The organism is Actinoplanes sp. NPDC049265 (assembly GCF_043197135.1).
Classification (GTDB): domain Bacteria; phylum Actinomycetota; class Actinomycetes; order Mycobacteriales; family Micromonosporaceae; genus Actinoplanes.
Genome location: NZ_JBICSP010000006.1, coordinates 313,082 through 338,503, shown reverse-complemented (window position 1 = coordinate 338,503; position 25,422 = coordinate 313,082). Strand labels below are relative to the sequence as shown.

The window sequence follows — 25,422 nt, the reverse complement described above, 5'->3', positions numbered from 1 at the left end:
GCGTCCGTCCGGAACCTGCTCGTGGGTCATGCTTCTACGCCCCCGGTCTTGACGACGCGATGAGGGTCGTCCCACAGCAGGGCGACCGATCGGCCGTAGTGGTCAGGGTTCTGCGCGGCCGCCTGTTCGGCCTGGACGCGGAGGTTTCGGGTTTCGGCCGGCAGCCGGGCCGGTTCGGTGATCAGCCGGTGGAGTCCGTCGGTGTCACCGATGGCCGACTGCTGATCGCGCTGATCCCACAGGATCACCGGCACGCCCGCGGCCAGGGCGGCGAACAACTCGCGGCGGCCGAGCTCGGTGTTCGGTGGCCGGCTCAGCACAACCACCACATAGGAGCCGTCGCCGCTCAGACCGGCTTCCCAGGCCTCCACCGTGATGTCGTCGGTTCGGTGGCGCAGGCCCCACATCACGCCGCCGGTGAACGGCTGCCGGTCGAGCAACTCCCACCGGCTGATCCATTCCCGGCGCAGGCTCTGCTCGCGCATGCGTTCCGCGCTTCGTACCGCTACGGGGTATCGGACGCAGATCGGTTGCACGAGCCCAAGGCGAGACGCCGGGTACCACTGCACCGGCAGGTTGAGGAGACCGGCGGGGAGCAGGAACTCGATGCCGGCCTGGCCGGCCGCGTTGCCCGTACCCCAGACCTCCTCGGCCTTGGCGACCATCCGGCTCACCGCCTGTCCGACCTCGGTGAGCGCCACCAGCTCCGGTTTGACCGGGTGCGGGCGCCAGGGCCCGCTCACCCCCTGCAGGTAGGGGGTGATGCGGCACTGTTCCCGGTTCAATCCGTGCACCGCGATCTCGATCAGAAGAAGCGGTCCGGTGCCGATCGGTCGCGGATCCGATCGCAGCCGTGCCAGCAGTGCGTCGGCCGTCCGAGCCGCGTCAGCCTGCTGGAACGCCCAGGCCGTGAGCCGATCCGCGAGCTCGTCGTCCCGGGCTCGAAGGTGTTCGCCGAGGATGGCGATGAACAGGACCGCCGGATGCAGCCCCGACGCGCCGGCGTTCTGGCGGGCCAACAAGTGATAGGCGGTCGCCGGCGAGCTGAGCACCTCGGTGGGCGTGTCCCAGCGGTCCGGTACCGATTCGCGCCACGCCGGGAGTACGTCGAAGGACGCCGGCACCTGACTCAGCAGTTGATCGAGCTTGGCCTGATCGTCGTCGTTCACCAGCGCACGGGCCTGGACCGCGGGCCGGCGTTCGTCACGGTCGAACGGTTGCGCCACCTCGAGGAGAGCACGGACGTACGCTGCCGCCGTGTATGACGCGTAGGAGTGCCAGACGTCGTTCTTGCCGGCGGTCTCGCAATAGTCGGCCACCCCCCGCACCATGAACCAGGTGCGGTCGAAGGCGGCCGTGCTGGCGGCGACGCCGGTGCCCTCCATCTCGATCGCCCGCATCTCCGGGTGATCGTCGGCGAGCTGGTCCCGGGTCACCTCGTCGACCATGAGCATGTCGGACGAACCGATCATGCCGTGGTGAATGCGAGGCATGTCGTCCGGCGGGCCGGCCACCGGACGGGGCGGGTGCTGAGTGGGGCGCCGCCGGACGTAGAGCACATCGGTGTCAGCCGGTGGCCGTACGAAGGACGCGGCGCCGGGCCACCGCTGCGGATCGAGGTACCGTTCCCAGAGCCGGTCACCGTCCTCCTCCAGCACCTGCAGCTCACGTGAGGCCTGGAGCAGCCAATTGGCGATCAGGCCGGAGCCCTGCGGCTGGCGCAGCCTCGTCGCCGGCCCTTCCTGCCGCACGCTGGCGTAGTTCACGATGCCGTCGACGGCCACCACCACGTCGCCCAGCCGGACATGCTTGCCGGGTGACTCCGGGCGGGGAAGACCGCCCGCGATCCCGGTCATGATCACCGTCCGGATGCGCGGGAAGGTCCGAAGCATGTTGGCGCAGTAGGTGGCGGCGAGCTGCGTGCCGTCCCGGGTCATCATCAGGAGCGCGACGAAGTGGGGTTGCTCCTTCTCGATGCTGGGCACGGTCCCGAGCCAGTACGCGCTGTGGTCCTCCGGGTCGCGGTATCGCTGCCGGTTGTCGATGAGCTCTTCCATCGCGTGCCGCTCGATGGCCAGGGCGGTCACAATGCCGACAGTCACGTCGTCGCGACCGATCGGCTCGCTATCGGCAAATCTCCGGCTGGCTTGTGGATTCGTCATCTGACGCACCCACGATCAATGCCGGCGTGCCGTTCGTGATCATTGTCGGCGCCCGCAAGATCGGGACAGGCGTTCGTGCAATTTGCAGAAGGAAGACGGCTGGAATCAACGTTTCCCCACCTCAACACGCCCGCCCCGTTCGCCGTGATCGCCAATCGCGATCGACTTCACGCAGTGCGACGAATACGCCTGGAGGATAAGTATCACCGACGCGGTGGTGACCGCCTAGAGGTGCGGTTGGGGAGAAATTTGCGGCAATCGGTCTTGACGTCCAGCTATGAGGAATGCAGGGCCGCTGTGCGAAACGGACCTGCATTCACTCACTGCTTCAACGGGCCGGGGCGCCTAGTTGGCCGCCGATCCAGGTGGCCAGATCGATCGGTGACCGAGCCGCCGGGCTTCGTCGATGAACTGCGAGAACCACTTCCGGCCGGGTCGTCAAGGCCGTGCCGGCCGGGCTGTGCGCCGGCGAGTCCTCGCGGAGGGCGAGGCCGAGCCCGGTCCAGGCGTCGAACGAGTCCGGATCGGCCGCGATCTCCTCGGCGAACGCCGCGGCCGCCTTGGCCGGCTCGCCGGCGAACAACAGCAGGTCGGCGTCGGAAAGGGTTGCTCCCCAATCCGCGTGCCGGGCCTCGGCGTAGTGCTCCGGTGAACGGAGCCGCCGGCGGGCCAGTCCGAGCCGCCCAGCCGACCAGTGCTTCATCTCCGGGTCCGGTTGAACGTCCGACGGCTTGAGAGCGACCCGCTCGCCGGTGTCGCCGTTCCACGCCGCGACCAGAGCGTCGACGTCTTCCGCCCGCGGATGGCAGTGCCGGATCCGCCACCCGGCCCGATGGCCGTCAGCGACGATGAGGGCCAGTCGAGCGGCCGGCCCGTCGACGTCATCGTCGGGCCATTCGCGCATCGCCTCGCCCAGCGCCTCGGCGAATCGCCGCCCGCGATCGGAGAGATCGCCGTCGCGCAGCGCGATGGTCAGTGCCTCTTCGGTCATCGCCTTCGAGTACGCGTATTCGAAGTCGTCCAGCACGTCTCGTTGCACCAGCCGCTGGCGCCGCCAGAAATCGGTGATCGCGAAAAATGCGTAGATACCTTGCAGGAGCCCGCCGGCCGGCCGCGGGTCGTCCCGCCACGGTGCATAGAGAGACGGCCGGCCGACGCCGTCGGTCATGGTGAAGAGGTGCATCAATCCACCCAGTTTGATGTGGGTGAATTCGTGGGCCAGGGACACCGCGAGCGTCTTCGGGTCCGGTGGTGGCGAGCACATGATCGCCCCGAACGCGTCGCCGGTGGATGCGCTGCGTGTGTCCCAGCCGTCGCCGACGGGCAGAGGCACCAGGGAGGTCACGCCGGCGGCCAGCCCTTCGGCCAGCTCGCGGTGGCCCTCGAGAAGAATTCGCCAGGCCCCGTCCAGCAGATCGGCCCAGCGTGCGAAGGCATCCGCCGACAGCCGCGCCGGCCGCACCGGATCGGCGAGATCACGCCATGGGTCCAGGTCATCCAGCCAGACAGTCAGCCGGAGGCTGTCGCCGACGGTCAGCCGGCGCAGCGCCCACCAGCCTGGAGCGTCGCTGCCGTCGGCCGGCACGGTCACCAGTTGATCGCCGTGGCGCAACCAGATCCGGCCGTCCTCGGTGCCCGCCTCGGCGCTGTCCCAGTCGGCGCAAGCGTCGAACCGGGCCATGCCGAAGAGAGGAACCATGACCTGACCGGCACGTAGCGGCACCGAGGTTCGGAAGGTTTGGCCGGCGAGCGCCGCGGCGGCGATGGCGACGGTGTTCAGGTGCGCGAACTCGTGACGGCTCGGCGCCGAACTGGTCGCACCCCCGCGATGGCGCCGGAGGCCATAGGCCAGCCAAGATCCGATCTGCGGATGCATGATGAGCTCGCGGACCGCGCCGGGGGCCACCCGCTCGGCGGTCTCCAGGACGGACCAGGCTTCGGATATGTCGTCGCCGTCGGCTTCGAGGAATGCGCGAAGCATGACGAGGCGGCGGCTGTGCTCGCTGTCCCAGAGGCGTTTCACCACGTCGGGGGAACCGCCGCCGATGGCGAGCTGATGGAAGTCGCTCTCGGGGAGCTCGATTCGGGAGATGGACACGCGACTAGTGCCCGCCGTCAGTCTGCGCGTCCGGGCGGGCCCGCGCCGCCGAGATTCGATCTAGGTCGCTGTACTTGCCGCAGAACCAGGCGCACGGCTTCGGCGAGCTCCGGGCTGCGATCCGTTCGTATGTCGCCGAGGCTGTATCCGGCAAGGGAGATCATCTCCGTCTCCGTACCGGCGGGTCTTAGGGGTTCGGTCATGACGAACTCACTCACTCACTCAATTCACTTCAACGAGCGGACTAGTCGTGCGTGCAGATGTCGTGTGTACAGATGCGGAAGCGCGACAGGGAGGAGTTCTGACGCTTTTCACCGGAAAGAAGTCGTCTCTCAGCGTCTCAAGCGCCCGATCCCCTTGCAGTAAAAGCTCGGTTTTCCCCCTGCGCACAGGCTGGTTCAACCTAATGCACGTCGTTACGGATACGTAGCGCCGTGGGCGTGTCGTTGTATTGGCGCTGCACTTCTGGACCGTCGCCAGGGTGCGTGTCCTGCCCGGCCGAAGTCGGACTGCCAGTCCGCAAGCTGCGGAAATCCGGCCGAGGGAGTCGGGATCGCATGGCTATTGGGACGAGTTCAGGCGATCCGAGTTCAACGCGCTGCTCCGGCGTGCGAAAAACGTTGCGTAACGGGGGAGCCAGGGGTGTAACTCTGAGTAACGCCTGGGCCGCGTCAGCCGAGCAGATCGTCGAGCCACTCGTTGCGGAACTTGCCGGTCGGGTCGTAATGCCTGACCAACTCGGTGAAGTCGGCGAAACGGTCGTAGCGGCTGCGGATGGTGGCCGCCGGCATGGTGAAGACCTTGCCCCAATGGGGGCGCGGAGAAAGGCCGGCCAAAGCCCCCTCCAAGGCCCGGACGGCCGGCAGCACCGCCGCCGTGTCGGCGACCCAGGTGAAGTGCAGGCCCAGGCTGTCCTGCTGGTAGTTCATGCTCAGCCACAGGTCGTCGGCGGCCACCGTGCGGATCTCGTTGACCTGCAGAACCGGGGCGATCTTGTCGCGTACGGAAGCGACCGCGTCGATCGCCTCCAAGGCGCGGGACCTCGGGACCATGTACTCGGACTGCAGCTCGGCGCCCGAGCTGGGAGTGAACTCCAGCTTGAAGTGGGGCAGGCGAGCATGCCACGGGCCGGGTACGCCGCCCTGGTCAGTCGCGTTCGCAGGATCCATGCCGGGGATCGGGCCGCGCTTGCCGTCCGCCGGCACCGCGCCGAAGAACGGGCCGGCCGGCATCTCGTCCAGACGCTTCAGCCAGGCCAGATTGATCGTCGTGCTCCGCCAATTGGTGAACAGGCTGACGCTGTAACCGGCCGACAACACGGCATCCAGGTTGGCACCGAGGGAATCGCGGGTCAGGTCGTCGTACACGTACTGCCGGATCTCGAAGGCCGGGACGAGATCGAGAGTGAGCGCGGTGATCACCCCGAGCGCGCCCAGGCCGACGACCGAGCCGGCGAAGCCAGGCTCGCCGCGCCGCAGCACCACCCGCTCGCCGTCGGCGCGGACCAGCTCGATCGACGACACCTTGGCGGCCAGATTCTGATGGGACTCGCCCGAACCGTGAGTGGCCGTCATGATCGCGCCGGCCACCGAGATGTGCGGCAGCGACGCCGTGTTGTGCAGCGCCACCCCGGCCGCGTTGAGCTCGGCCAGCAGATCGCCGTAGCGGATGCCGCCGTCGACCCGGACCTGCGTCCGGTCCGGTGAGATCTCGATGACACGCGGCATGCCGGCCAGCGAGACCAGGTCGCCGGTGGTGTCGGCGATGCGGTTGAACGAGTGGCCGCTGCCCAGCACCCGGACCCGCCCGGCCCCGGCCACCAGCTCCTGCAGCTCGGCCACGGACGACGGCCGGCGTACGCGCTCGGCCGCGAAGACGATGTTGCCGGCCCAGTTGGTGACCTGCTCGCTCATGCTGCCACGTTAGCTTTTCCCGGTACGGCGGCGCCGGTCCCGGACGTAGATCACCGCGTGCTTCCCCGAGCCGGCCTCGCGACGGTCGACGTCCAGCACCGTGATCGCGGTGATCAGATCGCTGAGCTTGCCGAAACCGTAGGTACGGGGGTCGAAGTCAGGGGCCTGCTTGGTCAGGATCTGCCCGACATGGGAGAGCATGGCCCAGCCGTCCTCGTCCGAAGCCGCCTCGACCACGCTGCGCAGCTGCTTCACCAGCGCCGGGCTGACCCGGGCCGGCTCCGGCTCCTCCGGGGCGGCCAGCGGCTCCTGCAGGTTCTCGGTGTAGACGAACTTGTCGCAGGCCGAGACGAAGGCCTTGGGGGTCTTGCGCTCGCCGAACCCGTACACGATCAGGCCGGACTCCCGGATGCGGGAGGCGAGGCGAGTGAAGTCGCTGTCGCTGGAGATGATGCAGAATCCGTCGAACCGCTCGGAATACAGCAGATCCATCGCGTCGATGATCATCGCCGAGTCGGTCGAGTTCTTCCGATGCGTGTACGCGAACTGCTGCATCGGCTGGATCGACTGGGCCAGCAACTGGTCCTTCCAGCCCTTGAGACTGGGACCGGTCCAGTCCCCGTACGCTCGTTTGACGTGTGCCGTGCCGTACTTGGCGATCTCTGCGAGCAACGCTTCGACGATCCCCGGCTGGGCATTGTCGGCGTCGATGAGTACCGCCAGTTTCACGGCGTTCTCGTTGGTCAATCGCGCTCCCTGGGAGAAATTGATGTCCTCGCTCGCCGAACTCACCGACCGCGTCCGCGCCTTCGCGCAGGAGCGTGACTGGGAACAGTTCCACACGCCCAAGAACCTGGCCATGGCGCTGGCCGGAGAGGTGGGTGAACTCCTCGCGGAACTGCAGTGGCTCACGCCGGAGCAGTCCGCGGCCGTGATGGCCGACGAAGACCTTGGCCCGAGGGTACGCGCGGAGATCGGCGACGTCACGATCTATCTCGTCCGCCTGGCCGACGTCCTCGGCATCGACCTGGTCGAAGGCGCACTGGAGAAGCTGGCCGACTCGGCCCGCCGCTACCCGGCCCGCTGATCCTCGGCGTCCGCGTTTACGCGTCGCTGGAGCGGGACCACAGGTTGACGTATCAGACGAAGGCTCGGCGCAGAATGGCCCGTTGGGTCTCCAGCGGCTTGTCACCGCCGAAGTTGTGGCACAGGCCGAGCGACACCGCGGGCAGCTTGAGCCCGCTCCGGCCGGTCCGGCGGTGCTCCGGCGTCATAGCGGGCAGGGCTCATGGCCACACTGTATTTCGGTCGCCGTTCTCGGGCGGCGATGTTAGGACTGTCGCCATGCGCGAACGCGTCGAACAAGCGATGAAGGCCACTGTCGAGGACGGCGGCGCCGCCGTCTGCGTGACGGTCGACGGCGAACCGGTCGTCGACTCGTGGGCCGGCGACTGGGACCGGGACACGATCGTCAACGTCTACTCGACCACCAAAACCATGGCCGCGGTGACCGCCCTGCTCGTCGCCGACCGAGGTGAGCTCGATTTCGCCGCGCCGGTCGCGAAATACTGGCCGGAGTTCGCCGCCGCCGGCAAGCAGGACGTGACAGTGGCCCAGGTGCTGAGCCACTCGTCCGGGCTGTCCGGCTGGCGCGAGCCGCTGACCGTCACCGATCTGTACGACTGGGAGAAGGCCACCTCGCTGCTGGCGGCCCAGGAGCCGTGGTGGGCGCCCGGCACGGCGTCCGGCTACCACGTCGTCACGCACGGCTTCCTGATCGGCGAGATCATCCGCCGGATCACCGGCCGCACCCTGGGTACGGTGTTCCGAGAGGAGATCGCCGAGCCGCTCGGCGCCGACTTCCACATCGGCCTGCCCGCCACCGAGGACCATCGGGTCGCCGACCTGATCGCCCCGGACCGGCCGATCGACGGCTTCACCGAGACCGAGATCCAGGTGAACGCGGCCACCAACCCGGCCATCGACGTGGCTGTGACACGTACCCGGGCCTGGCGTGCCGCCGAGATCCCGGCCGGCAACGGCCACGGCAACGCCCGCTCGGTCGCCGTCGCGCACACCGCCATGACCACCGACCGGGTCATCTCCGAGGCCGGGCGCCGCCGGGCCCTGGAGGTTCAGATCGAGGGCCGCGACCTGGTGCTCGGCTGGCCGATCCGCTGGGGGCTGGGCTTCGCGGTGGGCAACGACTTCCTGCCGCACGGCGAGATGCTGTTCTGGGGCGGCAACGGCGGTTCGCTCGCGCTCATCGACCTGCGGGCGCGGACCACGTTCGCGTACGTCACCAGCCGCATGACCGCCGCCGTGCCCGACACCCGCGCGCTGGGCGTGGCCATGGCCATGTGGGATTAGGCGCGGCTCGGGTCGCGGCTGCGGCGTGGCCCCGGGCGGCTCAGAGTTTCTCGGCGCAGCGCGGACACCGAGTCGGGCACGGTGTCCGCGGCGCCTGCCCACCCAGCCCGCTCACCCGCATGATCGTCGCCACGTTCGCGGGCAGACTGCTGCGTTCGTCAAGGACAAGCTCATCGGGTACGCCCAACAGGTCGCGTTCCACATACCAGCTCCGCATGTCCGCGGTGGTGAACCCGGAGTCGCCGCGCATGCCGTGCCGGCGCATGGTCTCCTCGAACGAGATGTCGAAGTAGCAGACCAGCCGCGGCCCCGGATGCGCGGCCAGCAGTTCGCCGAGCGCAGCCTCGTAACGGGCCCGATGCAGAATGCCTTCCAGTACGACGTGGTAGCCGAGATCCAGCGCCGTCCGCACGGTCGCGACAATGAAGGCAGGCGCCACACCGCCGGGCTCGTCATGCTCGCGCAGCAGAATCCGGCGCAACTGATCCTGCTCGACCAGCGCACACCCGCGTCCATAGCGCGAACGCACCTCACGGGCGGTCGTCGTCTTGCCGCTGCCTGAGTTGCCGCGAATCACAACCAGCGTCGGTGCACTCACGCCGCCATTCTGCCCGCCCGGCCCTGACGCACCTCGTCCCGTCTCGTCCAGCCGGCGGCGTGGCGGTCGCCCGGTTGCTGGCGTCACAGTCGCGCGGAGCTCGCAGTCTTTGGAGCTTCAACTGCACCTCGTGCGGTGGACCCGCGGCACCCCGCGGGTCGCATGCGGCGATCGCAGGCCGGGAAGCGCCCACCTCGGGTCGAGGTTGGCGGTCTGCCGTTCGGTCCTCAGCGGCGCGGATTGCGAGCACGGCGAAGGCGACCGCGCCGGGGGACGAAGCCGGCGGCTCCGTGCTAGAAGGCGTACGGCCCGAAGCGGCCCCAGGCCACCACAGCCGCCAGAATCAGCAGGACCAGGTTGCCGATGACCATCGGGGTCTCGCCGCGTCGCCCGTGGGTCACGATCGCGCCGATCATCAGGATGACCAGGCCGACCGCGGCGATCGGGACCAGGATGGGCGCGATACCGACCAGGGCGGGGAGCACGAGCCCGAGGCCGCCGAGGACGTCGACCAGGCCGATGAGCTTTACCGTGCCGTCGGAGTAGCCGTCGACCCAGCCCATGCCGGTGGCTTTGAGCTGCTCCTTGGGCCGGACGATCTTCATCAGGCCGGAGCCGGCGAACGCCACCGCGAGCACTGCCGCGATGACCCACAGAACGACGTTCATGACTCCCCCAGGGGCCGGTATGACTTAACGCGTGAAGTGAATCTAGCGCCCATCGAGTTAACGGTGCAAGTAAAAAGGTGAGCTAGATTGGACGGCGTGGAACCGCGTTGGCTGGATGACGAGGAGCGGCAGACCTGGATCACGGTGGCCTCGGTGCTGACCCGGCTGCCGCAGGCGCTGGAGGCTCAGCTGCAGGCCGACGCCGGCCTCACGCTGTTCGAATATCTGGTGCTCTCGGTCCTGTCGATGCAGCCGGAGCGGACCCTGCGGATGAGCGAGCTGGCCATGATCGCCGACGGGTCGTTGCCCCGGCTGTCGCAGGTGATCTCGCGGATGGAGAAGCGCGGGTGCGTGCGCCGCGAACCGGATCCGTCGGATGGGCGCTACACGCTCGCGATCCTGACCGATGACGGGTTCGAGAGGGTCGAGGCGGCCGCGCCGGGGCACGTCGAGACCGTTCGCAACCTGATCTTCGACCCGCTGACCAGGCCGCAACGGCGCCATCTGGGCGAGGTCAGCCGCCGCATCATGCAGGCGGTCGACCCGTCGGCGCACTGCCTCCGCAGCGACTGGAAAATAACTTAACAATCACCCTTGTGATGGCAGACATCGACGTTCAATGATGAATGCCATGTCCCCCAAACTGCTTCTCCGAGCCCTCGCCGTGGCGTTGCTGCTCGTGGCCGGCACCGCGGTCCCCGCCGCAGCCGCCGCCGACCCGTTCAAAGTGCTGGCGTTCTACAACGGAACCTGGGACGCCGCCCACATCGACTTCGACAAGGAGGCCCGGGAGCAGTTCCCCCGCCTCGGTGCGGCCAACGGCTTCACCTGGGAGGCCACCACCGACTGGAGCCGGCTGAGCACGTCCGGCCTGGCCGGTTACAAGGTGATCATGTTTCTGGACGACGGTCCGCCGGCCGACCGGCGGGCCGCGTTCCAGCAGTACATGCAGAACGGCGGCGCCTGGATGGGCTTCCACGTGAGCGCGTGGACCGACGACGCCAACGGCTGGAGCTGGTACTACAACACGTTCCTGGGCTCGGGGAACTTCGCCACCAACACGTGGGGCCCGACGGCCGAGACGCTGCGCGTGGAGGACCCGTCGCACCCGAGCATGGCCGGGCTGCCCGCCACCTTCCCGAGCTCGGTCAGCGAGTGGTACTCGTGGAGCCGTGACCTGCGCCAGAACCCGGACATCGACATCCTGGCGTCGATCGACAGCTCCAGTTTCCCGGTCGGCACCGACCCCAACCAGCAGTGGCGCAGCGGCTTCTATCCGTTGCTGTGGACCAACCGCAACTACAAGATGCTGTACGCCAACTTCGGCCACAACGCGATGAACTACGACACCAACACCCGGCTGTCGTCCACATTCGCCAGCGCGCAGCAGAACCAGTGGCTGGTCAACGGCATCAAGTGGCTGGCCGGCGCCACGAACGACAACCCCGACCCCAACCCGTGGACGTCGCTCACCAACGTGAACAGCGGCAAGTGCGTCGACGCGCGCGCCGCCGGCACGGTCAACGGCACCGCGATCCAGCAATACACCTGCAACGGCACCGCCGCTCAGCAATACCAACTGGTCCCGACGACCAACGGCTACGTGCGCATCAACAACCGCGGCAACAGCGCCCAGGTCCTGGACGTGAAGGACGTCTCCACCGCCGACAACGCCCCGATCCAGACCTGGTCCTACAGCGGCGGCGCCAACCAGCAGTGGCAGCCGGTCGCCGAGCCCGCCGGCACCTACCATTTCGTCAACCGCAACAGCGGCAAATGCCTCGACGTCCCCGGTGCCTCCGCCAACGACAGCGTCCAATTGGTGCAATACCCCTGCAACGGTTCGGCGGCCCAAAGCTTCCGAAAACAGTAAACCGATGTCGCACCCACCCAGCTACGACCGGCCCTGGAACTTGGTTTTGAGTTTGAATCGGCGCCGTCGACGTTCGATGGAACGGTGCCGTATCATTCATGCTCGTGAAAATACGGGGATTCGCCACCATCGTTGTCACGGCCGGCCTGATCGTCGCCGGCGCCGCCGCACCGGCCGCTGCCGCCGACGTGCCGGTGATCAGCTCGACCGGTCTCACCGACGGCGAGACCGTCGGCCTGGTCAAGGACTTCACTCCGGTGATCAGCGATGACGCCGTCAAGGTGCAGGTCGTGGTGCCGGCCTGGTACTCGGCGATGCTGCCGTGGCCCAACGGCGCCCTCCGCGCCGAGTTCCCGGCCCACCTCGACGGCCAGGACGTGAACGTCGAGCTGCGCGCCATCAACGAGGCCGGCCAGAGCAGCGAGATCAAGTCCACCCGGGTGCACGTCGACGGCAAGGCACCGAAGCTGACCTTCCGGGACCCGATCGACGGCAGCCCGGTCCACGGCCAGACCGACATCTGGATCACCCCGGACGCCGACACGGCCGAGATCGTGATGACCGATCCGGACGACGGCACCCAGCTGGGCCGCCTGACCGCGAAGCCGTGGGTGTTCCACTTCGACTTCACCGGCCACGACGGCCGGGTCAACTTCCGGGCCACCGACAAGGTCGGCAACGTCTCCCCGGTGTACGAGGCCAGCTACCTGGTCGACACCGAGGGTCCCGTCATCCGGCTCAAGCGGCCGCCGTTCGTCCAGCCCGGTGTGCAGACGCTCGGGGTGAGCGTCGAGGACCCCTCCAGCGTCAACCGGATGGAGTGGTACATCGACGGTGCGCTGCGGAGCAACGGCGTCTCCGTCCAGTACGACTTCGGCACCCAGATCCGCTCCGTCCCGATGGAGATCCGCGCCTGGGACCCGTGGGGCAACGAGACGATCGAGAGGTTCTCGGTCCAGATCGACGCCAACGGCCCGACGATCACCCAGGTCACCCCGGCCGAGCTCGCCGTGGTCCGCGGCACCAGCCTGACCAGCACGGTCACCGCGACCGACCCGGCCGGGCTGGACGGCGCCTACCTCGGCGTGCCGCGGAGCGGCGAGGGCGTGCGCAACGGTGACACGTTCTCGGTCCCGGTGTCGCTGGGCCGCGACGGCCTCGCCTACTGGGACTGGATGGTCCGCGACAGCGCCGGCAACCTGTCCTCGTACCGTCGCCAGGTCATCGTCGACAACACGCTGGCCACGATCACCTCGGTGACCGCCCCGGGCAACAACGCCAAGGTGCCGGCCACGGTCAACACGTCGATGACGGCCACCGACAAGAACGGCATCCAGCGCGTCGAGCTCCGGGTCAACGGCACGACCGTGCTCACCGACTCGAAGGCGCCCTACAACCTCAACCTCGACGCCACCAAGTACGGCCAGTCGTTCCAGGTGGCGTTCTACGCGGTCGACAAGGCCGGCAACGTGGTCAGCACGTCCCGGCGTACCTGGACGCGCTGACCCGCACCGGCGTTTACTCGCCGACCACCGCCAGGCGGCGGCTGTTCACCACGGACATGGTGTGTACCTCGTCCTCGGTGAAGCCGTTGGCCAGGAGGCGGTCGGCGAGCAGGGCCAGCCCGTCCTCGACCGGCGGGTTGAACGGCTGACCGAGATCGCTCGACAGCACCGAGTGCTCGGGGCCGACCGCCCGGATGTGGGCGTACCACTCCTCCCAGGAGATCTTGCCGCTGTGCGGGGTGGTGAAGCAGCGTTCCATCAGCGCGCCGTGCTCGGCCAGTTCGCGCTGGGCGTCCACGGGTACGCGCTGCGAGGTGAATTCGGGGTGGGTGACCACGATCCGGCGTACGCCCGCCTCCGCCGCCGCCTCCACGGTCGCCTTGATCTCGGCGCCGGAGAGGTGCCCGGTGGCCAGGACCATGTCGTGCTTGGCGATCAGGGTCAGCACCTGCCGTAGCGCGGGCACCACCCGGCCCGACTCGTCGACCACGTCGATCGCCGGCGCCATGATGCCCTGTTCGGCCAGGTCGTCCTGGAGCTGCGCCCACATCGGCGGTACCGCGCCCTCGGGGGCCCGCGCCCGGCTCTCCCGCTGGTTGCGGCAGTCCACCGTGGGCAGCCACACCACTCGGGCGCCCTGCCGGCCGGCGATCTCCACCGCCACCGGGTTGAGGCCGCCGACCGACGCGTTCAGGGTGATCGCCCCGAGCACGTCGACGCCGGGAACCGTGCCCCGGACCACCTCGGCGCGCTCGGCCGTCGGCACGTAATGCGACTTGAGCACGAAGCCGGCCAGCCCGGTCTCGGCGCAGCGCCGGGCCAGCGTGACGTCGTCCACCAGGCGTTTCATCACGTCCGGGGCGACGTGCACATGGGTGTCGTAGGCGCCGGCGACGATCTGGCGCGCTGCTTCGGACGGCACGGCTCTCCCTACTGCTGGGCGTGGGACTCGCGCAGCGTGGTGGTCACATGGGACAGATGGGTGCGCATGGCCGCCTCGGCGGCGTCGGCGTCACCGGCGTCGATCGCGTCGACGATAGCGGTGTGTTCGGCGTACGAATGCCGCGGCCGCCCCGGCACCAGCACCGTGCGGTACTGGAAGCGGACCGTCTGAGCCTTGAGGCTGGAGATCAGCCGGGCGGCGGTGGCGTGCCGGGAGGCGCGCAGGATCACCGCGTGCAGCCGGGCGTTGCCGTCGGAGTAGAGCAGCAGTTCGCCGGCGTTCAGCCGCTGCTCCATCTCGGCCAGGATCGCGCGCATCTCGGCGACCTCGTCGCGGGTGGCCCGGGTCGCGGCCTCCCGGGCGACGAGCGCCTCCAGCATCATCCGGGTCTGGGTGATCTCGATCGCCTCGGCCTCGGTCACCATCCGGACCCGCGCGCCGCGGTTGGGCTCGCGGACCACCAGCCCTTCCTGTTCCAGGCGGGTGAGAAAGGTGCGGATCGCCGCCCGGCCGACGCCCAGCCGGTCGGCCAGGTCGATCTCGACCAGGCGTTCGTTCGGCATCAGGGTGCCGGTGACGATCTGCGAGCGCAGCCGCTCGTAGGCGTCCTCGGGCGCTGCGGCGTTGGTGCGCGCCATTCCGGGATTGTTTACAAGACTGTTGACAAAAGTCAAGCCGTTGAGCGTCGTTCAGGCTCGTCGCCGAGTCTTAGTTGCGCCGGAAGGTGGACCAGGCGATGACGTCACCGACGCGTCGTGCCGGCTCCAGGTGTCCTCACGGCCGTGGCGGGCGGGCGATGCCGTCGGCGAGCAACTGCCAGAGCGTGTCACGGTGACTGGTGTCGAGCCCGGGGAACAGGCGGCCCAGGCCGTCGGCCGACAGTTGATCCGCTTTGCGTAAGGCCTTGCGTCCGGCCGGCGTGGCCTCGACCCGGCTCCGGCGGCGGTCGGCCGGATCACGGCGCCGTTCCACCAGACCGGCGGCCTCGAGGCGGTCGACCGCGATGACGGCGATGCCGGGGGCTTTTCCGAGCAGGCGAGCGAGTTCGTGCTGGGTGTCGGGGGCGTCGGTGGTGAGGATGGCGAGCACCGCGTAGTCACGGCCGCTGAGTCCGCTCGGGGCCAGCCAGTCGTCGGCGGCGGCTTCGAGGGCGCTGCCCACGTGGGCCAGGAGTAGCGCGGGCCGGGCGGCGACCCCCTCGGCGATGGTCGGGCCGCCGGCAGCGTCCTGTGATCCGACTGCGTTGGCATCGTTCATGCGTTGCACGATATCCGGTCCGGGTATACGTTAGCCGTGACATCATTCAACCATTGAACGTTTTTGGAGCGGAGGGTCGACCATGACCGCGTTGGTGCACGGTTTCGTACGCGTCCAGCCGGGAAGTCTGACGACGGTCCTGACCGCGGCGGCCCGGATGAGCGAGGCCAGCCGGGCCGAGCCGGGCTGCCTGAGCTATCACTGCGCGCAGGATGTCGGCGACCCCAACACTCTGGTGCTGGTCGAGGAGTGGGCTTCGGACGAGGCGCTGCAGGCCCATCTGGGCTCCCCCGCGTTCGCCGCCTTCGTCGAAACCATCCGCCCCGCCGTCGCCGAAAGCCCCACGATCACCCGCTTCGGTGACGTGACGGGGCGCCCGCTGCTGCCCCGGAGCGACTCGTGACCGACATCCGCTGGCCGGCCGGGCACGATCCTCGGGGCGCGGCCATTCACGAGGTCAACCTCGCTCGCAGCACCGCCCCGGCCTCGGCCGTCTGGTCCTGGCTGGCGAATCCCACAAGGTGGGAGTCGTATTACGGCAACGTCCACGATGTACGCCACCTCGCCGGAAGCTGGCCGGAGGTGGAACTCGGCACCCGCTTCTCCTGGGTGACCTTCGGAACACGGGTGACCACCGAGATCACCGAGTACGAGCCGTTCGAACGCCTGGCCTGGACGGGCCGGGGTATGGGCGCGCGAGGCCACCACGCCTGGATTCTCACGCCCCGGCCCGACGGCGGAACCGACATTCGAACGGAGGAGACCCAGCGCGGCCTTGTACCGGCTGTGGTGCGGCCGGTGCACGCCCGCAGGATGCGCCGTGCACACCAGAGCTGGGTCGACAGCCTGGCTCGAATCGCCGCGTCGACGATCCGTCCCTGACCGCGATCAGCCGTCAACGGAACTCCTGCTGGATTGCTAAGCAGCCTTCTTCTTGGCTGTCGTCTTCTTCGCGGATGCCTTCTTGGCCGGCGCCGCTTTCTTGGCCGAGGAGGCCTTTTTCGCCGGCGTCTTCGTGGCGGTGGCCGAGTTGGATGAGCCGCGGCGGCGGGACTTGGCCCGGTCGACGCTGGCCCGCAACGCCTCCATCAGGTCGGTGACGTCAGTGGCTTCGGGCGCCGGCTCGGACACCGTGACCTCTTTGCCCTTCTTCTTCTCGTCGATCAGGGCGTTGACCCGGTCGGTGTAGCTGTCGCGGTAGTCGGCCGGCTTCCACTTCGCGGCCATCGACTCGATGAGTTGCACGGCCATTTTCATCTCGGCCGGCTTCGCCGTCGCTCTGGGCAGGCCGCCCAACTCGTCCTCGGCATCGCGTACCTCGTCGGCGAAGTACATCGTCTCCAGCACGAGCAGCTTGCCGTCGGGGCGGATCGCGGCCAGATACTCCTTGCCGCGCATCACCAGCGTCCCGATCGCGGCCCGGCCGACCTTGGCCATGGCGTCGCGGAGCAGCGCGTACGTCTTGGCCGTCTCCTCGCTGCCGGGGGCCAGGAAGTAGCTCTTCTGGTAGAAGATCGGGTCGATCTCGGCCAGGTCGACGAAGGCGTGCAGGTCGAGGCTCTTGGACCGGCCGGGCGCCACCGAGTCGAGTTCCTCCTGCTCGAGCAGAACCAGCTTGCCGCCGCCGACGTCGGTGCCCTTGGCGATGTCGCCGAAGTCGACCTCCTTGCCGGTGCGCTCGTTGACCCGCTGGTAGCGGATGCGGTCGCTGGTGCCCTTCTCGTACTGGTGGAAGGACACCTCGTGCTCGTGGGTGGCCGAATACATCGCCACCGGCACGGAAACCAGCCCAAAGGTGATTGCTCCGGTCCAGATCGGTCGCGCCATGACCTGGTGGTACCCGCCACCGGCGCGTTGAATACCTCAGCGCCGGAAGGTAATTTCCGTCCGGATGGAGGCGGCCATGCACGACGAGCCGCAGGCCACGCTGGATTCGACAGACCATTCCACGGGTACGCCGTGAGCAGGCTGACCCGCACCATGGTCGCCGGGATCGCCCTGGTCATCGCCGGTGTCGTGCCGGTCGAATGGGGCAGTCACGCCGGCTGACGGTCAAGGACAGATTTTGTCGTACGCCTGTGCAATGCTCCTCCGCGGCAAGATTCACGGGGAGGCATGGCATGCGTGTGCACACACGTGTTCTGACGGTGATGGCCGCGTCGGCGTTGGGGGGCGGCGTGGTCGCGAGCCCGGCGCGGCGTCCGAGAACCTCGGCTCACCGGCCGATGACACCACCATCGGGCAACCGGCCACGGCTGAGGCGCTGGTCCTGACCTGACCGCGCCCCGGCCGCCGCCGCGCGCCCCGGGGAGCCCGGGACGCGCGGCTGGTCCGGCGCCTCAGCCAAACGCGCGCGGCTGATGCGCTGGTGGGGTCGGGCCGTGCGATGGGTCCGGCGCCTCAGCCAAACACGCGCGGCTGATGCGCTGGTGGGGTCGGGCCGTGCGATGGGTCCGGCGGTGAGGCCGGGTCGCGCGGCTGGTCTGGTGGTGGGTCGGGCCGTGCGGTGGGTCCGGCGGCGGTGCCGGGTCGTGCGGTCAGGCCGGGGTGGTGAAGGTGTAGGTGCCGGAGGGCAGGGCGTAGGACGAGCCGCCCAGTGACACGGCCTCGGCCGGCGGGGTCACGTTGGTGGCGGGGACGCGTACCGTGGCCGTGGTGTTGGGTGGGATTGTCACGCTCAGCGTGAGCGTGCTACCCGACCTGGACCACGAGCTCGCCGTGCGGCCGTAGGCCGTGGTCAGGTCCGACGTCGCCGTCGTGAGGCTGCCGCCGGGGCGCGGCGCGACCAGGATGCGCTGGTACCCGGGCGATTGCGGCGCCACCCCGCCGACCGTGCGATAGAGCCAGTCGCCGACCGAGCCCAGTCCATAGTGGTTGAACGAGTTCATGCCGGGGTCCTGCAGCGTCCCGTCGGTGCGGATGCCGTCCCAGCGCTCCCAGATCGTGGTCGCTCCGCGGCTGTTCATGTAGCCCCAGCCGGGGTAGTCGGGCTGCTGCAGCACCTGGTAGGCGGTGTCCAGGTGACCGTGTTCGGCCAGGACCGGCAGCAGGTTCTCGACGCCCATGAAGCCGACCGACAGGTGGCCGCCGCGGGACGCCACCTTGGCCGCCAGCCGGTCGGACACGGCCTGGACGCGGTCGGCGGGCACCAGGCCGAAGGCCAGCGCCAGCACGTACCCGGTCTGGCTGTTGCTCCCGACGGTGCCGTCGGCGCGGACGAAGCGGGTGGTGAACGCGGCCGCGATCTGGTCGGCCAGCTGCGCGTACCGGGTGGCGTCGGCGGTGCGGCCGGTCGCCGCCGCCATCCGTGCCACCAGCCGGGTCGACCAGCCGAAGTAGGCGGTGCTGGTCAGGTCGTTGGCGGTGCCGTCGTCGACGTTGAGCCAGTCGCCGAACGTCTCGTGGTCGCGGATCAGGTCGGCGCCGGCCGTGGAGCGCAGATATTCGACCCAGCGCACCATCGCCGGATAGTGCTCGTCGACCACGCGCAGGTCGCCGTAACGCTGCCAGGTCTGGTAGGGCACGATCACGCCGGCGTCGCCCCAGCCGGCCTTGCCCGCCCCGTCGATGACGGCCGGTGCGACGTCGGTGAACGCCCCGTCCGCGCGCTGGGCGTCGGTCAGGTCGTCGGCGAATTTGTCCAGGAGCCCGTACGCATCGAAATTGAATGTCGAGGTGGCCGCGAACGCCGCGATGTCGCCGGTCCAGCCGAGCCGCTCGTCGCGTTGCGGGCAGTCGGTCGGGATCGACAGCATGTTCGAGCGGGCGCCCCACAGAATGTTGTGCTGGAGCTGGTTGACCAGCGGATCCGAGGTGGTGAAGGTGCCGGTGGCGGTGCCCGCGGTCCACGCCGCCAGCCCGGTCAGGGTGGCGGTGGTCGGCGCGGTGGGCAGGCCGGTCAGTTCCACGTAGCGGTAGCCGTGCACGGTGAAGCGGGGCTCGAACACCTCGTCGGCGCCGGTGCCGGCCAGCGTGAACGTGTCGGTGGCCTGGGCCGCACGCAGGTTGGCGGTGTAGAGGGTGCCGTCGGCGTTCAGGATCTCGGCGTGCCGCACTGTCACGCGGGTGCCGGCTGGTCCGCGTACCCGCAGCCGGTCCCAGCCTGTGAAGTTCTGCCCGAGGTCGAGGACGTAGACGCCGGGCTTGGGCTGGGTGATGGCGCGCGGCGTCAATTCCTGCTGTACGGCCACACCGGGATCGACCGCCGCGACCAGCCGGGGCCTGGCCGCCGTGGACACGGTGACCGGCGCCCAGGAGGCGTCGTCGAAGCCGGGCGTGTTCCAGCCGGCGTTGGCCAGCCGTGCGTCCTGGTCCTCGCCCGCGTACAGGTCGTCGGCCCGGATGTCGGCGGTCGCGGTCCGCCACGACGCGTCGCTGCTGACCGTGGCCGACGTGCCGTCGGCGTACTCGATGATCAGCTGGGCCGAGTACCAGGGCGACGTGCCGTACCGCTGGCTGCCCGCGAACCCGATGTTGCCGCTGTACCAGCCGTTCCCGAGGACGGCGCCGAGCGCGTTCCGTCCCTGGCGGAGGGCGCTCGTCACGTCGTAGCCGCGATATTGCAGCCGCTTCGTGTAGTCGGTCCAGCCCGGGTCGAGCCGCTCGACGCCGACACGGGCACCGTTGAGGTAGGTGTCGTGCAGTCCGAGCGCCGTGGTGAAGAGCCGTGCCCGGGCCACCGGTTTGGCCACGTCAAAACCTTTGCGCAGGTACGGGGACGCGTTCGGCACCGCCACCTGCGTACCCCACGGACCTCCGCCGTTGGCCGCGGTCACCTTCGCCGCCGGCCATGCGCTGTCGTTGAAGCCCGGCTGCTCCCAGCCGGACGGCCCGGTGGTGGACGCCTTCCACGAGCCGTCGCTGACGACGTCGCCGAACTTGAGGAGCAGCCCGGCCGGCCCGGCGGAGGTGTTGGTGGCGCTGACCGCGACGGTGTTCGTCCCGGCGACCAGCGGCACCTCGGCCGTCTGAGCCCGCTTCCACGAGTCGGTGACCCGGGGTGAGCTGGTCACGGCCCGGCCGTTGACCCACACGTCGGCGGTGTCGTCGCCGGTCACGGCCAGGGTCGCGCGCGTGGCGGCGGGCACGGTGAACGTACGCCGGAAGTAGCGCGTCCCGGCCGGCACTTCGACCGCCGGATCGCCCTCGGGATACCAGATCCACGAGGCGCCGGTGACGTTGGCGGTGCCCGGCCGGCCGATGAAGCTCGCCGTCCAGCCGCCGGTCAGCCCGGTGTCGAAGCGGGCGCTCGCGCTCCACGGGGTCGGCCGGCCCTGGCCGTCCCAGATCCGCACCCGCCAGTGGTAGCCGGTGTTGGCGGCCAGCGCCGGACCCCGATAGGCCACGTCGGACGACTGGCTGCCGGGCACGATGCCGCTGTCCCAGACGTCGTCGTCCTTGGCCCGGCCGACCTGCACCTGGTAGCGGGCCTGGGTCTGGCCTTTGTCGCCGCTGGCCAGCCGCCAGCCGAGGCGGGGCTGTGGCACGTCGACGCCGATCGGGTCGGTACGGCGTTCGGTGGTCAGCCCGGTAACGGTGACGGGTGAGGCGGTGGTGGGGTTGGGGCGTACGACGGTGCGCCAGGGCCCGATGCCGTACGTTCCGAGGTCGCGCGCCCCGACGAAGGTGCCGGCCAGCTTCTCGTCGACGGCCTGACCGGCCTGCCACTGCCCGTCGGTGACGAACTCCTGGTCGTTGATCCGGACCTTGCCGACCACGCCGGCCGGGCCGCCGTTGTTGCGCGCGGCGATCACCAGGGTGTTCGCGCCGGCCATCAGGGAGCCGGCGAGATCGGTGTAGATCGCGGTGTGCCAGGCGTCGGTGCCGCGGGGCGAGCCGGTGAGCCAGGTGCCGTTGAGCCAGACGTCGACCGTGTCGTCGCCGGTGACGACCAGCTGGGCGTCGGTGTAGGGGCCGGCCGGCGCGGTGAAGGTGCGCCGCAGGTAGCGGGTGGCGACCGGCGCGTCGACGGTGGGGTCGCCTTCCGGGTACCAGATCCAGTGGGCGTTGGTGAGGTCGACCGGGGTGGTGATGGTCGCCTGGGCGGGCGCGGCGACCAGCACGGAGGACAGGGCGGCGGTGGCTAGAAGGGACAATCTGCGCAGGGTTGAGCGACCCGTCATGGGGTTCCCCTCTCGGTGGCGAGAGCGTCGAATTGAAACGTTCAAAGTGACGTTCTTCGATCCTATGAGGAAGCTGTGATCGAGGCAACACCCGCATCCGTACAGAGCCGCCACGCAGAACTTGCACGTTTCAGCACTGATCCAGTGGTGGCCAGTGCGGCATCCGGGCCGCCTTCACACGAGCCGGGGATAAACGCGGCGCGCATTCGACGAGTAGACCTTCTCCAGCGCGCCGGGAGGCAGGTCCAGCGACGACACATAGCGCCGGGTGTCGTCGAAGTGGTGGCCGGTGGTCGGGTCGATTCCGCGTACCGCACCGACCATTTCCGAGCCGAACAGGATGTTGTCCACGTCGATGACCGAGAACAGCAGGTCGATGCCGGGCTGGTGGTAGACGCAGGTGTCGAAGAAGACGTTGCCGAGCAGCGAGGTCAGCGGCGGCCGGTCGAGCATGTCGGCCAGCCCGCGGAACCGCCCCCAGTGGTAGGGCACCGCTCCGCCGCCGTGCGGAATGACGAACCGGAGCCCGGGGAAGCGCTCGAACAGGTCGGACTGCAGGAACTGCATGAAGGCCGTCGTGTCGGCGTTCAGGTAATGCGACCCGGTGGCGTGGAAATTGTCGTTGGTCACCGCCGACACATGCACCATCGCCGGCACGTCGAGCTCGACCATGGCCTCGTAGAGCGGGAACCAGCTCTCGTCGGTCAGCGGCGCCGCCGTCCAGTGGCCACCGCTCGGGTCGGGGTTCAGATTGCACCCGACGAAGCCCAGTTCCTCGACGCAGCGGCGCAGTTCCGGGACCGACCGGGCGATGGGTACGCCCGGGGACTGCGGCAACTGGCACACGCCCGCGAACCGGGTCGGGAACAGCTTGATCACCCGCGCGATCAGGTCGTTGCTGGCCTCGGTCCAGGCCCGGCTGACCGATTCGTCGCCGAAGTGATGCCCCATGGCTGAGGCGCGCGGCGAGAAGATCGTCAGGTCGATGCCGCGCTCGTCCATCAGGCGCAGCTGGCTGCCCTCGATCGAGGCGCGGATCTCGTCGTCCGGGATGTCCGGGTAGGCCGGCGGCGTGACCCCGTCGCGGAAGGCGTTCTGCTGGGCCGTACGCCAGGCGGTGTGTGCCTCCGGGGCGGTCGTGTAGTGCCCGTGGCAGTCGATGATCATTGCCCGTCCTTGAGCTCGTCCAGCAGGTCACGCGCCGCGCTCGCGATACGTGGTTCGACACCGAGTGACCGCAGCTGTTCGGTGGCCGCGGCCATCTCGTCGGCCCGGCGCCGGGCGTGCCGATGCGTGCCGTCGACCAGCCGCTCGATCGTGTGCTGGTCGAATCCGGCCAGCTCGTCGGCGATGTTCCCGCGCAACCAGTCGGCGCATCCGGCCGCCTCGGCCGCGGCCAGCGCCTCGACCACCGCGGCGGCGAGTCCCTTGTAGAACACACTGCGCAGCAGCTTGCGCCCGATCGCGGCTCCGGCCGGCCCGTCCTGGATGCTCACCCGCGCTCCAAGCGGCGTCAGGAGCTCGGAGAACTCCCGGGCCGCGGCCCCCGAGATCAACATCGGGGTGCGCAAACCCTTCCCGGGTACGGGCGACATCAGCGCGACGTCGACGACGGTGACCGTTCGGGGCGCGGCCATGGCCTCCAGCGCGGCCTTCACATCGGGGGCGGCGGTGTTGAGATCGGCCCAGATCGTGCCCGGCCGCAACGCGTCGAGTGACGCCTCCAACGCCGGGATCGCGTCGTGGGAACTGTTCACACTCAGCACTAGTTCGGCGTCCCGGACCGCGTCGGCGTCGCTCGCTCGCGCCTCGACCCCGGGCGGCGGGGCCACCGCCGGGTCGAACCCGCGCACGGAGGCGCCGGCGCCGGCCAGGTCCCGGGCGATCTCCGAGCCGGCTTCACCGAGCCCGAGGACCGCGATCCGCGCTGTCACGGGACGACCGGGGTGCCGTGGGTGTGGAAGGTCTCGATCGTCTTCAAGCCCCACGCCTGGCCCTTGGCGCGTTCGGCGGCGGTCCAGCTGATGGTCTTCCAGTCCGGCGCCAGGATCAGGCGGGCGCCAGCGTTGCACAGTTCTATGCGGTTTCCGCCGGGCTCCCAGACGTACAGGAAGAAGGTCTGTTGAATCGCGTGCTTGTGCGGGCCGGTCTCGATGTGTACGCCCGCGTCGAGACAGACGTCGGCGGCGCGCAGGATCTCCTCGCGGGTGTCGGTGGCGAACGCGATGTGATGCAGGCGGCCCCGGCTGCCGGTCCAGTCCTCGGTGTAGACCAGGTCGTAGGTCTTCTGGCCGACCGAATACCAGACGGCCTGCGGGCTGCCGTCGTCCTTGACGATCTGCTCGGTGCAGCGGGCGCCCAGCACGTCGCTCAGGAACGCCACGGTCGCGGGGACGTCGGCGGTGAGGTAGTTGACGTGGTCGAGGCGGCGGACGTTGGCGCCGCGGCCGGGATAGGCGGCGGCCTGGTTCTTCAGGGCCGGGCGGTCGGCGTCGTCCGCGGCGTACCAGTCGACGTCGTAGTAGAGACCGAGCTCGTGACCGTCGGGGTCGGCGAACAGATGCACCGGGCCGAGGCCGCGCACGTCGTCGGCCACGCGGGTGGTGCCGATCAGGGCGGCCGCCCGGTCCAGGGCTTCGGGGCTCGCGGCGCGCAGATAGGTACGCCCGACGCCGGCCCGGTCGCGCTGGATCAGGCGCAGCGTCCACGACTGGTAGTCGTCCCAGGTGTGCAGGTAGACGGACTCCGCGTCGCGGTGCACCTCGCGCAGGGCCAACTGGTCGACGAAGAAGTCGCGGGACTTCTCGAGCGCCGGGGTGTAGAGCTCGACCGGTCCGACGTGGGCGATGTCCCGGCGCCGATCGGGATCGTGGGTCAGGGTCATGCGGCTTCCCCCACGGGTCGGGGCCAGACCAGGCCGTCGGACAGCTTCCGCGCGGTACGGACGACCGAGCTCTCCCGCAGCCGGTGGCCGTCGAGCTCGACCGCCACCTCGAAGGTCCCGGTGGGGTGCTCGATCCGCACCGGGCCGGCGCCGTCGGCGGAAGCGATGGTTCCGGGCGTACGGACGGCGGCCGCGACCGAGACCGCCCCAAGCACCCCGATCGCGGTGTGCACCCGGTGCGGAATGAACGTGCGCGTGGCGATCGTGCCACCGTTCCGGGGCGCCGAGACGATGCTGATCTTGGGTACGGTCGCCTCGGCCACGTCACCCAGGCCCATCGCGAACCCGGCCGCCAGGCGCAGCGCCTCGACCCGTTCCCGCAGGCCGGCGTCGTCCTCCAGGGCGGATGGCGGCTCGTCACCGGCCAGGCCGAGGTCGGTCGCACGGGCCAGCACCACCGGCATCCCGCCGTCCACACAGGTCACGTCGAACCCGGCCAGCCGATCGGTCAGCCGCCCGGTCGGGAAGAGCGTGTCACCGCCGGGAAAGGTCAGGTCGATCGGCGCGGCCGGGAACGGCGTGCCGGCCATGACCGTGTCGCCGTCGTAGCGGACCCGGCCACCGGTCGTCCGGACGCGGGCCCGGGCGAAGGCGACCGACGGGTTCATCATCCGGATCCGGACCTCGGTGCTGTCGCCGGCCGGCCGGACCAGGCCGCGCTCGATGGCGAACGGACCGACCCCGGCCAGCAGGTTGCCGCAGGTCTGGGCGTCGGTGACGATCGGCCGGTCGGGTACGACCTGGAGAAAGAGGTAGTCGACGTCGGCGTCCGGGTCGTCCGACGGCGCGACCACGGCGACTTTGCTGGTCAGTGGGTGCCCGCCGCCGAGGCCGTCGATCTGCCGCTCGTCCGGTGCGCCCATGATCCGCAGCAGCAGGTCGTCGCGGGCGGCGGGATCGCGCGGCAGGTCGCGGGCGAGGAAATAGGCGCCCTTGGAGGTCCCGCCGCGCATCTGCATGCAGGGTATG

Annotated in this window: 22 protein-coding genes and 3 pseudogenes; 8 read left to right on the top strand and 17 right to left on the bottom strand. The window is 69.5% G+C overall.

From position 1 onward, the window contains the following. Nucleotides 1-26 precede the first annotated feature (26 nt). A pseudogene (locus ACGFIO_RS18255) lies at nt 27-728 on the bottom strand (hypothetical protein); the annotation flags it as partial. Here ACGFIO_RS18255 and ACGFIO_RS18250 point away from each other — a divergent pair. Further along, a complete protein-coding gene (locus ACGFIO_RS18250) occupies nt 712-756 on the top strand; it encodes a hypothetical protein (protein ID WP_392827472.1) in 45 nt (14 codons plus the stop codon). The pseudogene ACGFIO_RS18255 and the gene ACGFIO_RS18250 overlap by 17 nt on opposite strands. Nucleotides 757-863: 107 nt before the next feature. On the opposite strand, the pseudogene ACGFIO_RS18245 reads toward ACGFIO_RS18250, so the two are convergent. The 4 genes and pseudogenes from ACGFIO_RS18245 to ACGFIO_RS18230 all read right to left on the bottom strand — a co-directional run. Beyond that, nucleotides 864-2,162 (bottom strand): annotated as a pseudogene (locus ACGFIO_RS18245) (hypothetical protein); the annotation flags it as partial. Between the two features lie 328 nt (nt 2,163-2,490). Then, nucleotides 2,491-4,260, bottom strand: coding sequence for an HEXXH motif domain-containing protein (locus tag ACGFIO_RS18240; protein WP_392827410.1), 1,770 nt, complete (start codon nt 4,258-4,260; stop codon nt 2,491-2,493). Between the two features lie 671 nt (nt 4,261-4,931). Further along, nucleotides 4,932-6,173, bottom strand: a complete 1,242-nt coding sequence (locus ACGFIO_RS18235; protein WP_392827409.1) for an FAD-binding protein — start codon at nt 6,171-6,173, stop codon at nt 4,932-4,934. 9 nt (nt 6,174-6,182) lie between these two features. Beyond that, nucleotides 6,183-6,920, bottom strand: coding sequence for an NYN domain-containing protein (locus tag ACGFIO_RS18230; RefSeq protein ID WP_392827408.1), 738 nt, complete (start codon nt 6,918-6,920; stop codon nt 6,183-6,185). A gap of 22 nt (nt 6,921-6,942) precedes the next feature. Between ACGFIO_RS18230 and ACGFIO_RS18225 the strand changes: the two genes are divergently transcribed. Continuing rightward, a complete protein-coding gene (locus tag ACGFIO_RS18225; protein WP_392827407.1) occupies nt 6,943-7,260 on the top strand; it encodes a nucleotide pyrophosphohydrolase in 318 nt (105 codons plus the stop codon). Nucleotides 7,261-7,318: 58 nt separating this feature from the next. Here the strand turns inward: ACGFIO_RS18225 and ACGFIO_RS18220 are convergent. Further along, a pseudogene (locus tag ACGFIO_RS18220) lies at nt 7,319-7,447 on the bottom strand (aldo/keto reductase); the annotation flags it as partial. A gap of 70 nt (nt 7,448-7,517) precedes the next feature. Here ACGFIO_RS18220 and ACGFIO_RS18215 point away from each other — a divergent pair. Next, nucleotides 7,518-8,543 (top strand): serine hydrolase domain-containing protein, encoded by a 1,026-nt coding sequence (locus ACGFIO_RS18215; RefSeq protein ID WP_392827406.1) that lies wholly within the window; start codon nt 7,518-7,520, stop codon nt 8,541-8,543. A 40-nt stretch (nt 8,544-8,583) separates the two neighbouring features. Here the strand turns inward: ACGFIO_RS18215 and ACGFIO_RS18210 are convergent, their stop codons facing one another. Together ACGFIO_RS18210 and ACGFIO_RS18205 are read right to left on the bottom strand one after the other, a co-directional pair. After that, on the bottom strand, nt 8,584-9,141 hold the full coding sequence (locus tag ACGFIO_RS18210) for an AAA family ATPase (RefSeq protein ID WP_392827405.1): 558 nt from the start codon (nt 9,139-9,141) through the stop codon (nt 8,584-8,586). 293 nt (nt 9,142-9,434) lie between these two features. Continuing rightward, on the bottom strand, nt 9,435-9,809 hold the full coding sequence (locus ACGFIO_RS18205) for a DoxX family protein (protein WP_392827404.1): 375 nt from the start codon (nt 9,807-9,809) through the stop codon (nt 9,435-9,437). Between the two features lie 96 nt (nt 9,810-9,905). Between ACGFIO_RS18205 and ACGFIO_RS18200 the strand changes: the two genes are divergently transcribed. The 3 genes from ACGFIO_RS18200 (at nt 9,906) to ACGFIO_RS18190 (ending at nt 13,187) form a co-directional block, all read left to right on the top strand. After that, nucleotides 9,906-10,394 (top strand): MarR family winged helix-turn-helix transcriptional regulator, encoded by a 489-nt coding sequence (locus ACGFIO_RS18200; RefSeq protein ID WP_392827403.1) that lies wholly within the window; start codon nt 9,906-9,908, stop codon nt 10,392-10,394. 46 nt (nt 10,395-10,440) lie between these two features. Continuing rightward, the gene (locus tag ACGFIO_RS18195; RefSeq protein WP_392827402.1) at nt 10,441-11,682 is read left to right on the top strand and encodes an RICIN domain-containing protein; all 1,242 of its coding nucleotides are present in this window, start codon (nt 10,441-10,443) and stop codon (nt 11,680-11,682) included. Between the two features lie 104 nt (nt 11,683-11,786). Then, nucleotides 11,787-13,187, top strand: coding sequence for an Ig-like domain-containing protein (locus ACGFIO_RS18190; protein ID WP_392827401.1), 1,401 nt, complete (start codon nt 11,787-11,789; stop codon nt 13,185-13,187). A 13-nt stretch (nt 13,188-13,200) separates the two neighbouring features. On the opposite strand, the gene ACGFIO_RS18185 is transcribed toward ACGFIO_RS18190, so the two are convergent. The 3 genes from ACGFIO_RS18185 to ACGFIO_RS18175 form a co-directional block, all read right to left on the bottom strand. Beyond that, nucleotides 13,201-14,109 (bottom strand): DUF6282 family protein, encoded by a 909-nt coding sequence (locus tag ACGFIO_RS18185; protein ID WP_392827400.1) that lies wholly within the window; start codon nt 14,107-14,109, stop codon nt 13,201-13,203. 8 nt (nt 14,110-14,117) lie between these two features. Next, entirely contained in the window at nt 14,118-14,768 is a 651-nt protein-coding gene (locus tag ACGFIO_RS18180; protein WP_392827399.1) for a GntR family transcriptional regulator, read from the bottom strand. A gap of 136 nt (nt 14,769-14,904) precedes the next feature. Next, the gene (locus tag ACGFIO_RS18175; protein WP_392827398.1) at nt 14,905-15,387 is read right to left on the bottom strand and encodes a MarR family winged helix-turn-helix transcriptional regulator; all 483 of its coding nucleotides are present in this window, start codon (nt 15,385-15,387) and stop codon (nt 14,905-14,907) included. Nucleotides 15,388-15,469: 82 nt separating this feature from the next. On the opposite strand from ACGFIO_RS18175, the gene ACGFIO_RS18170 reads away from it, so the two are divergent. Both ACGFIO_RS18170 and ACGFIO_RS18165 read left to right on the top strand, forming a co-directional pair. Beyond that, nucleotides 15,470-15,790, top strand: a complete 321-nt coding sequence (locus tag ACGFIO_RS18170) for a putative quinol monooxygenase (RefSeq protein ID WP_392827397.1) — start codon at nt 15,470-15,472, stop codon at nt 15,788-15,790. After that, nucleotides 15,787-16,269, top strand: a complete 483-nt coding sequence (locus tag ACGFIO_RS18165) for an SRPBCC domain-containing protein (protein WP_392827396.1) — start codon at nt 15,787-15,789, stop codon at nt 16,267-16,269. Before ACGFIO_RS18170 ends, ACGFIO_RS18165 begins: the two co-directional genes overlap by 4 nt. Before the next feature lie 36 nt (nt 16,270-16,305). Here the strand turns inward: ACGFIO_RS18165 and ACGFIO_RS18160 are convergent, their stop codons facing one another. From ACGFIO_RS18160 to ACGFIO_RS18135, 6 genes are all read right to left on the bottom strand, one after another. Next, nucleotides 16,306-17,214, bottom strand: coding sequence for a Ku protein (locus tag ACGFIO_RS18160; protein WP_392827395.1), 909 nt, complete (start codon nt 17,212-17,214; stop codon nt 16,306-16,308). 710 nt (nt 17,215-17,924) lie between these two features. Next, complete coding sequence (locus ACGFIO_RS18155) at nt 17,925-21,509, bottom strand: family 78 glycoside hydrolase catalytic domain (protein ID WP_392827394.1); 3,585 nt, start codon at nt 21,507-21,509, stop codon at nt 17,925-17,927. A 174-nt stretch (nt 21,510-21,683) separates the two neighbouring features. Continuing rightward, the gene (locus ACGFIO_RS18150) at nt 21,684-22,676 is read right to left on the bottom strand and encodes an amidohydrolase family protein (RefSeq protein ID WP_392827393.1); all 993 of its coding nucleotides are present in this window, start codon (nt 22,674-22,676) and stop codon (nt 21,684-21,686) included. Continuing rightward, the gene (locus ACGFIO_RS18145) at nt 22,673-23,443 is read right to left on the bottom strand and encodes a DUF1932 domain-containing protein (protein ID WP_392827392.1); all 771 of its coding nucleotides are present in this window, start codon (nt 23,441-23,443) and stop codon (nt 22,673-22,675) included. The genes ACGFIO_RS18150 and ACGFIO_RS18145 overlap by 4 nt, the downstream gene beginning before the upstream one ends. After that, complete coding sequence (locus ACGFIO_RS18140; RefSeq protein ID WP_392827391.1) at nt 23,440-24,393, bottom strand: VOC family protein; 954 nt, start codon at nt 24,391-24,393, stop codon at nt 23,440-23,442. The genes ACGFIO_RS18145 and ACGFIO_RS18140 overlap by 4 nt, the downstream gene beginning before the upstream one ends. Then, nucleotides 24,390-25,412, bottom strand: coding sequence for a 4-oxalomesaconate tautomerase (locus ACGFIO_RS18135; protein ID WP_392827471.1), 1,023 nt, complete (start codon nt 25,410-25,412; stop codon nt 24,390-24,392). Before ACGFIO_RS18135 ends, ACGFIO_RS18140 begins: the two co-directional genes overlap by 4 nt. Nucleotides 25,413-25,422: the final 10 nt, after the last annotated feature.

Bases quoted from the DNA above. Each gene is read 5' to 3' on its own strand.
- ACGFIO_RS18135 (WP_392827471.1), bottom strand. From the start codon at position 25,412: ATGCAGATGCGCGGCGGGACCTCCAAGGGCGCCTATTTCCTCGCCCGC.
- ACGFIO_RS18195 (WP_392827402.1), top strand. From the start codon at position 10,441: ATGTCCCCCAAACTGCTTCTCCGAGCCCTCGCCGTGGCGTTGCTGCTC.
- ACGFIO_RS18150 (WP_392827393.1), bottom strand. From the start codon at position 22,676: ATGATCATCGACTGCCACGGGCACTACACGACCGCCCCGGAGGCACAC.
- ACGFIO_RS18160 (WP_392827395.1), bottom strand. From the start codon at position 17,214: ATGGCGCGACCGATCTGGACCGGAGCAATCACCTTTGGGCTGGTTTCC.
- ACGFIO_RS18155 (WP_392827394.1), bottom strand. From the start codon at position 21,509: ATGACGGGTCGCTCAACCCTGCGCAGATTGTCCCTTCTAGCCACCGCC.
- ACGFIO_RS18225 (WP_392827407.1), top strand. From the start codon at position 6,943: ATGTCCTCGCTCGCCGAACTCACCGACCGCGTCCGCGCCTTCGCGCAG.
- ACGFIO_RS18175 (WP_392827398.1), bottom strand. From the start codon at position 15,387: ATGAACGATGCCAACGCAGTCGGATCACAGGACGCTGCCGGCGGCCCG.
- ACGFIO_RS18215 (WP_392827406.1), top strand. From the start codon at position 7,518: ATGCGCGAACGCGTCGAACAAGCGATGAAGGCCACTGTCGAGGACGGC.
- ACGFIO_RS18170 (WP_392827397.1), top strand. From the start codon at position 15,470: ATGACCGCGTTGGTGCACGGTTTCGTACGCGTCCAGCCGGGAAGTCTG.
- ACGFIO_RS18180 (WP_392827399.1), bottom strand. From the start codon at position 14,768: ATGGCGCGCACCAACGCCGCAGCGCCCGAGGACGCCTACGAGCGGCTG.
- ACGFIO_RS18140 (WP_392827391.1), bottom strand. From the start codon at position 24,393: ATGACCCTGACCCACGATCCCGATCGGCGCCGGGACATCGCCCACGTC.
- ACGFIO_RS18235 (WP_392827409.1), bottom strand. From the start codon at position 6,173: ATGAGCGAGCAGGTCACCAACTGGGCCGGCAACATCGTCTTCGCGGCC.
- ACGFIO_RS18205 (WP_392827404.1), bottom strand. From the start codon at position 9,809: ATGAACGTCGTTCTGTGGGTCATCGCGGCAGTGCTCGCGGTGGCGTTC.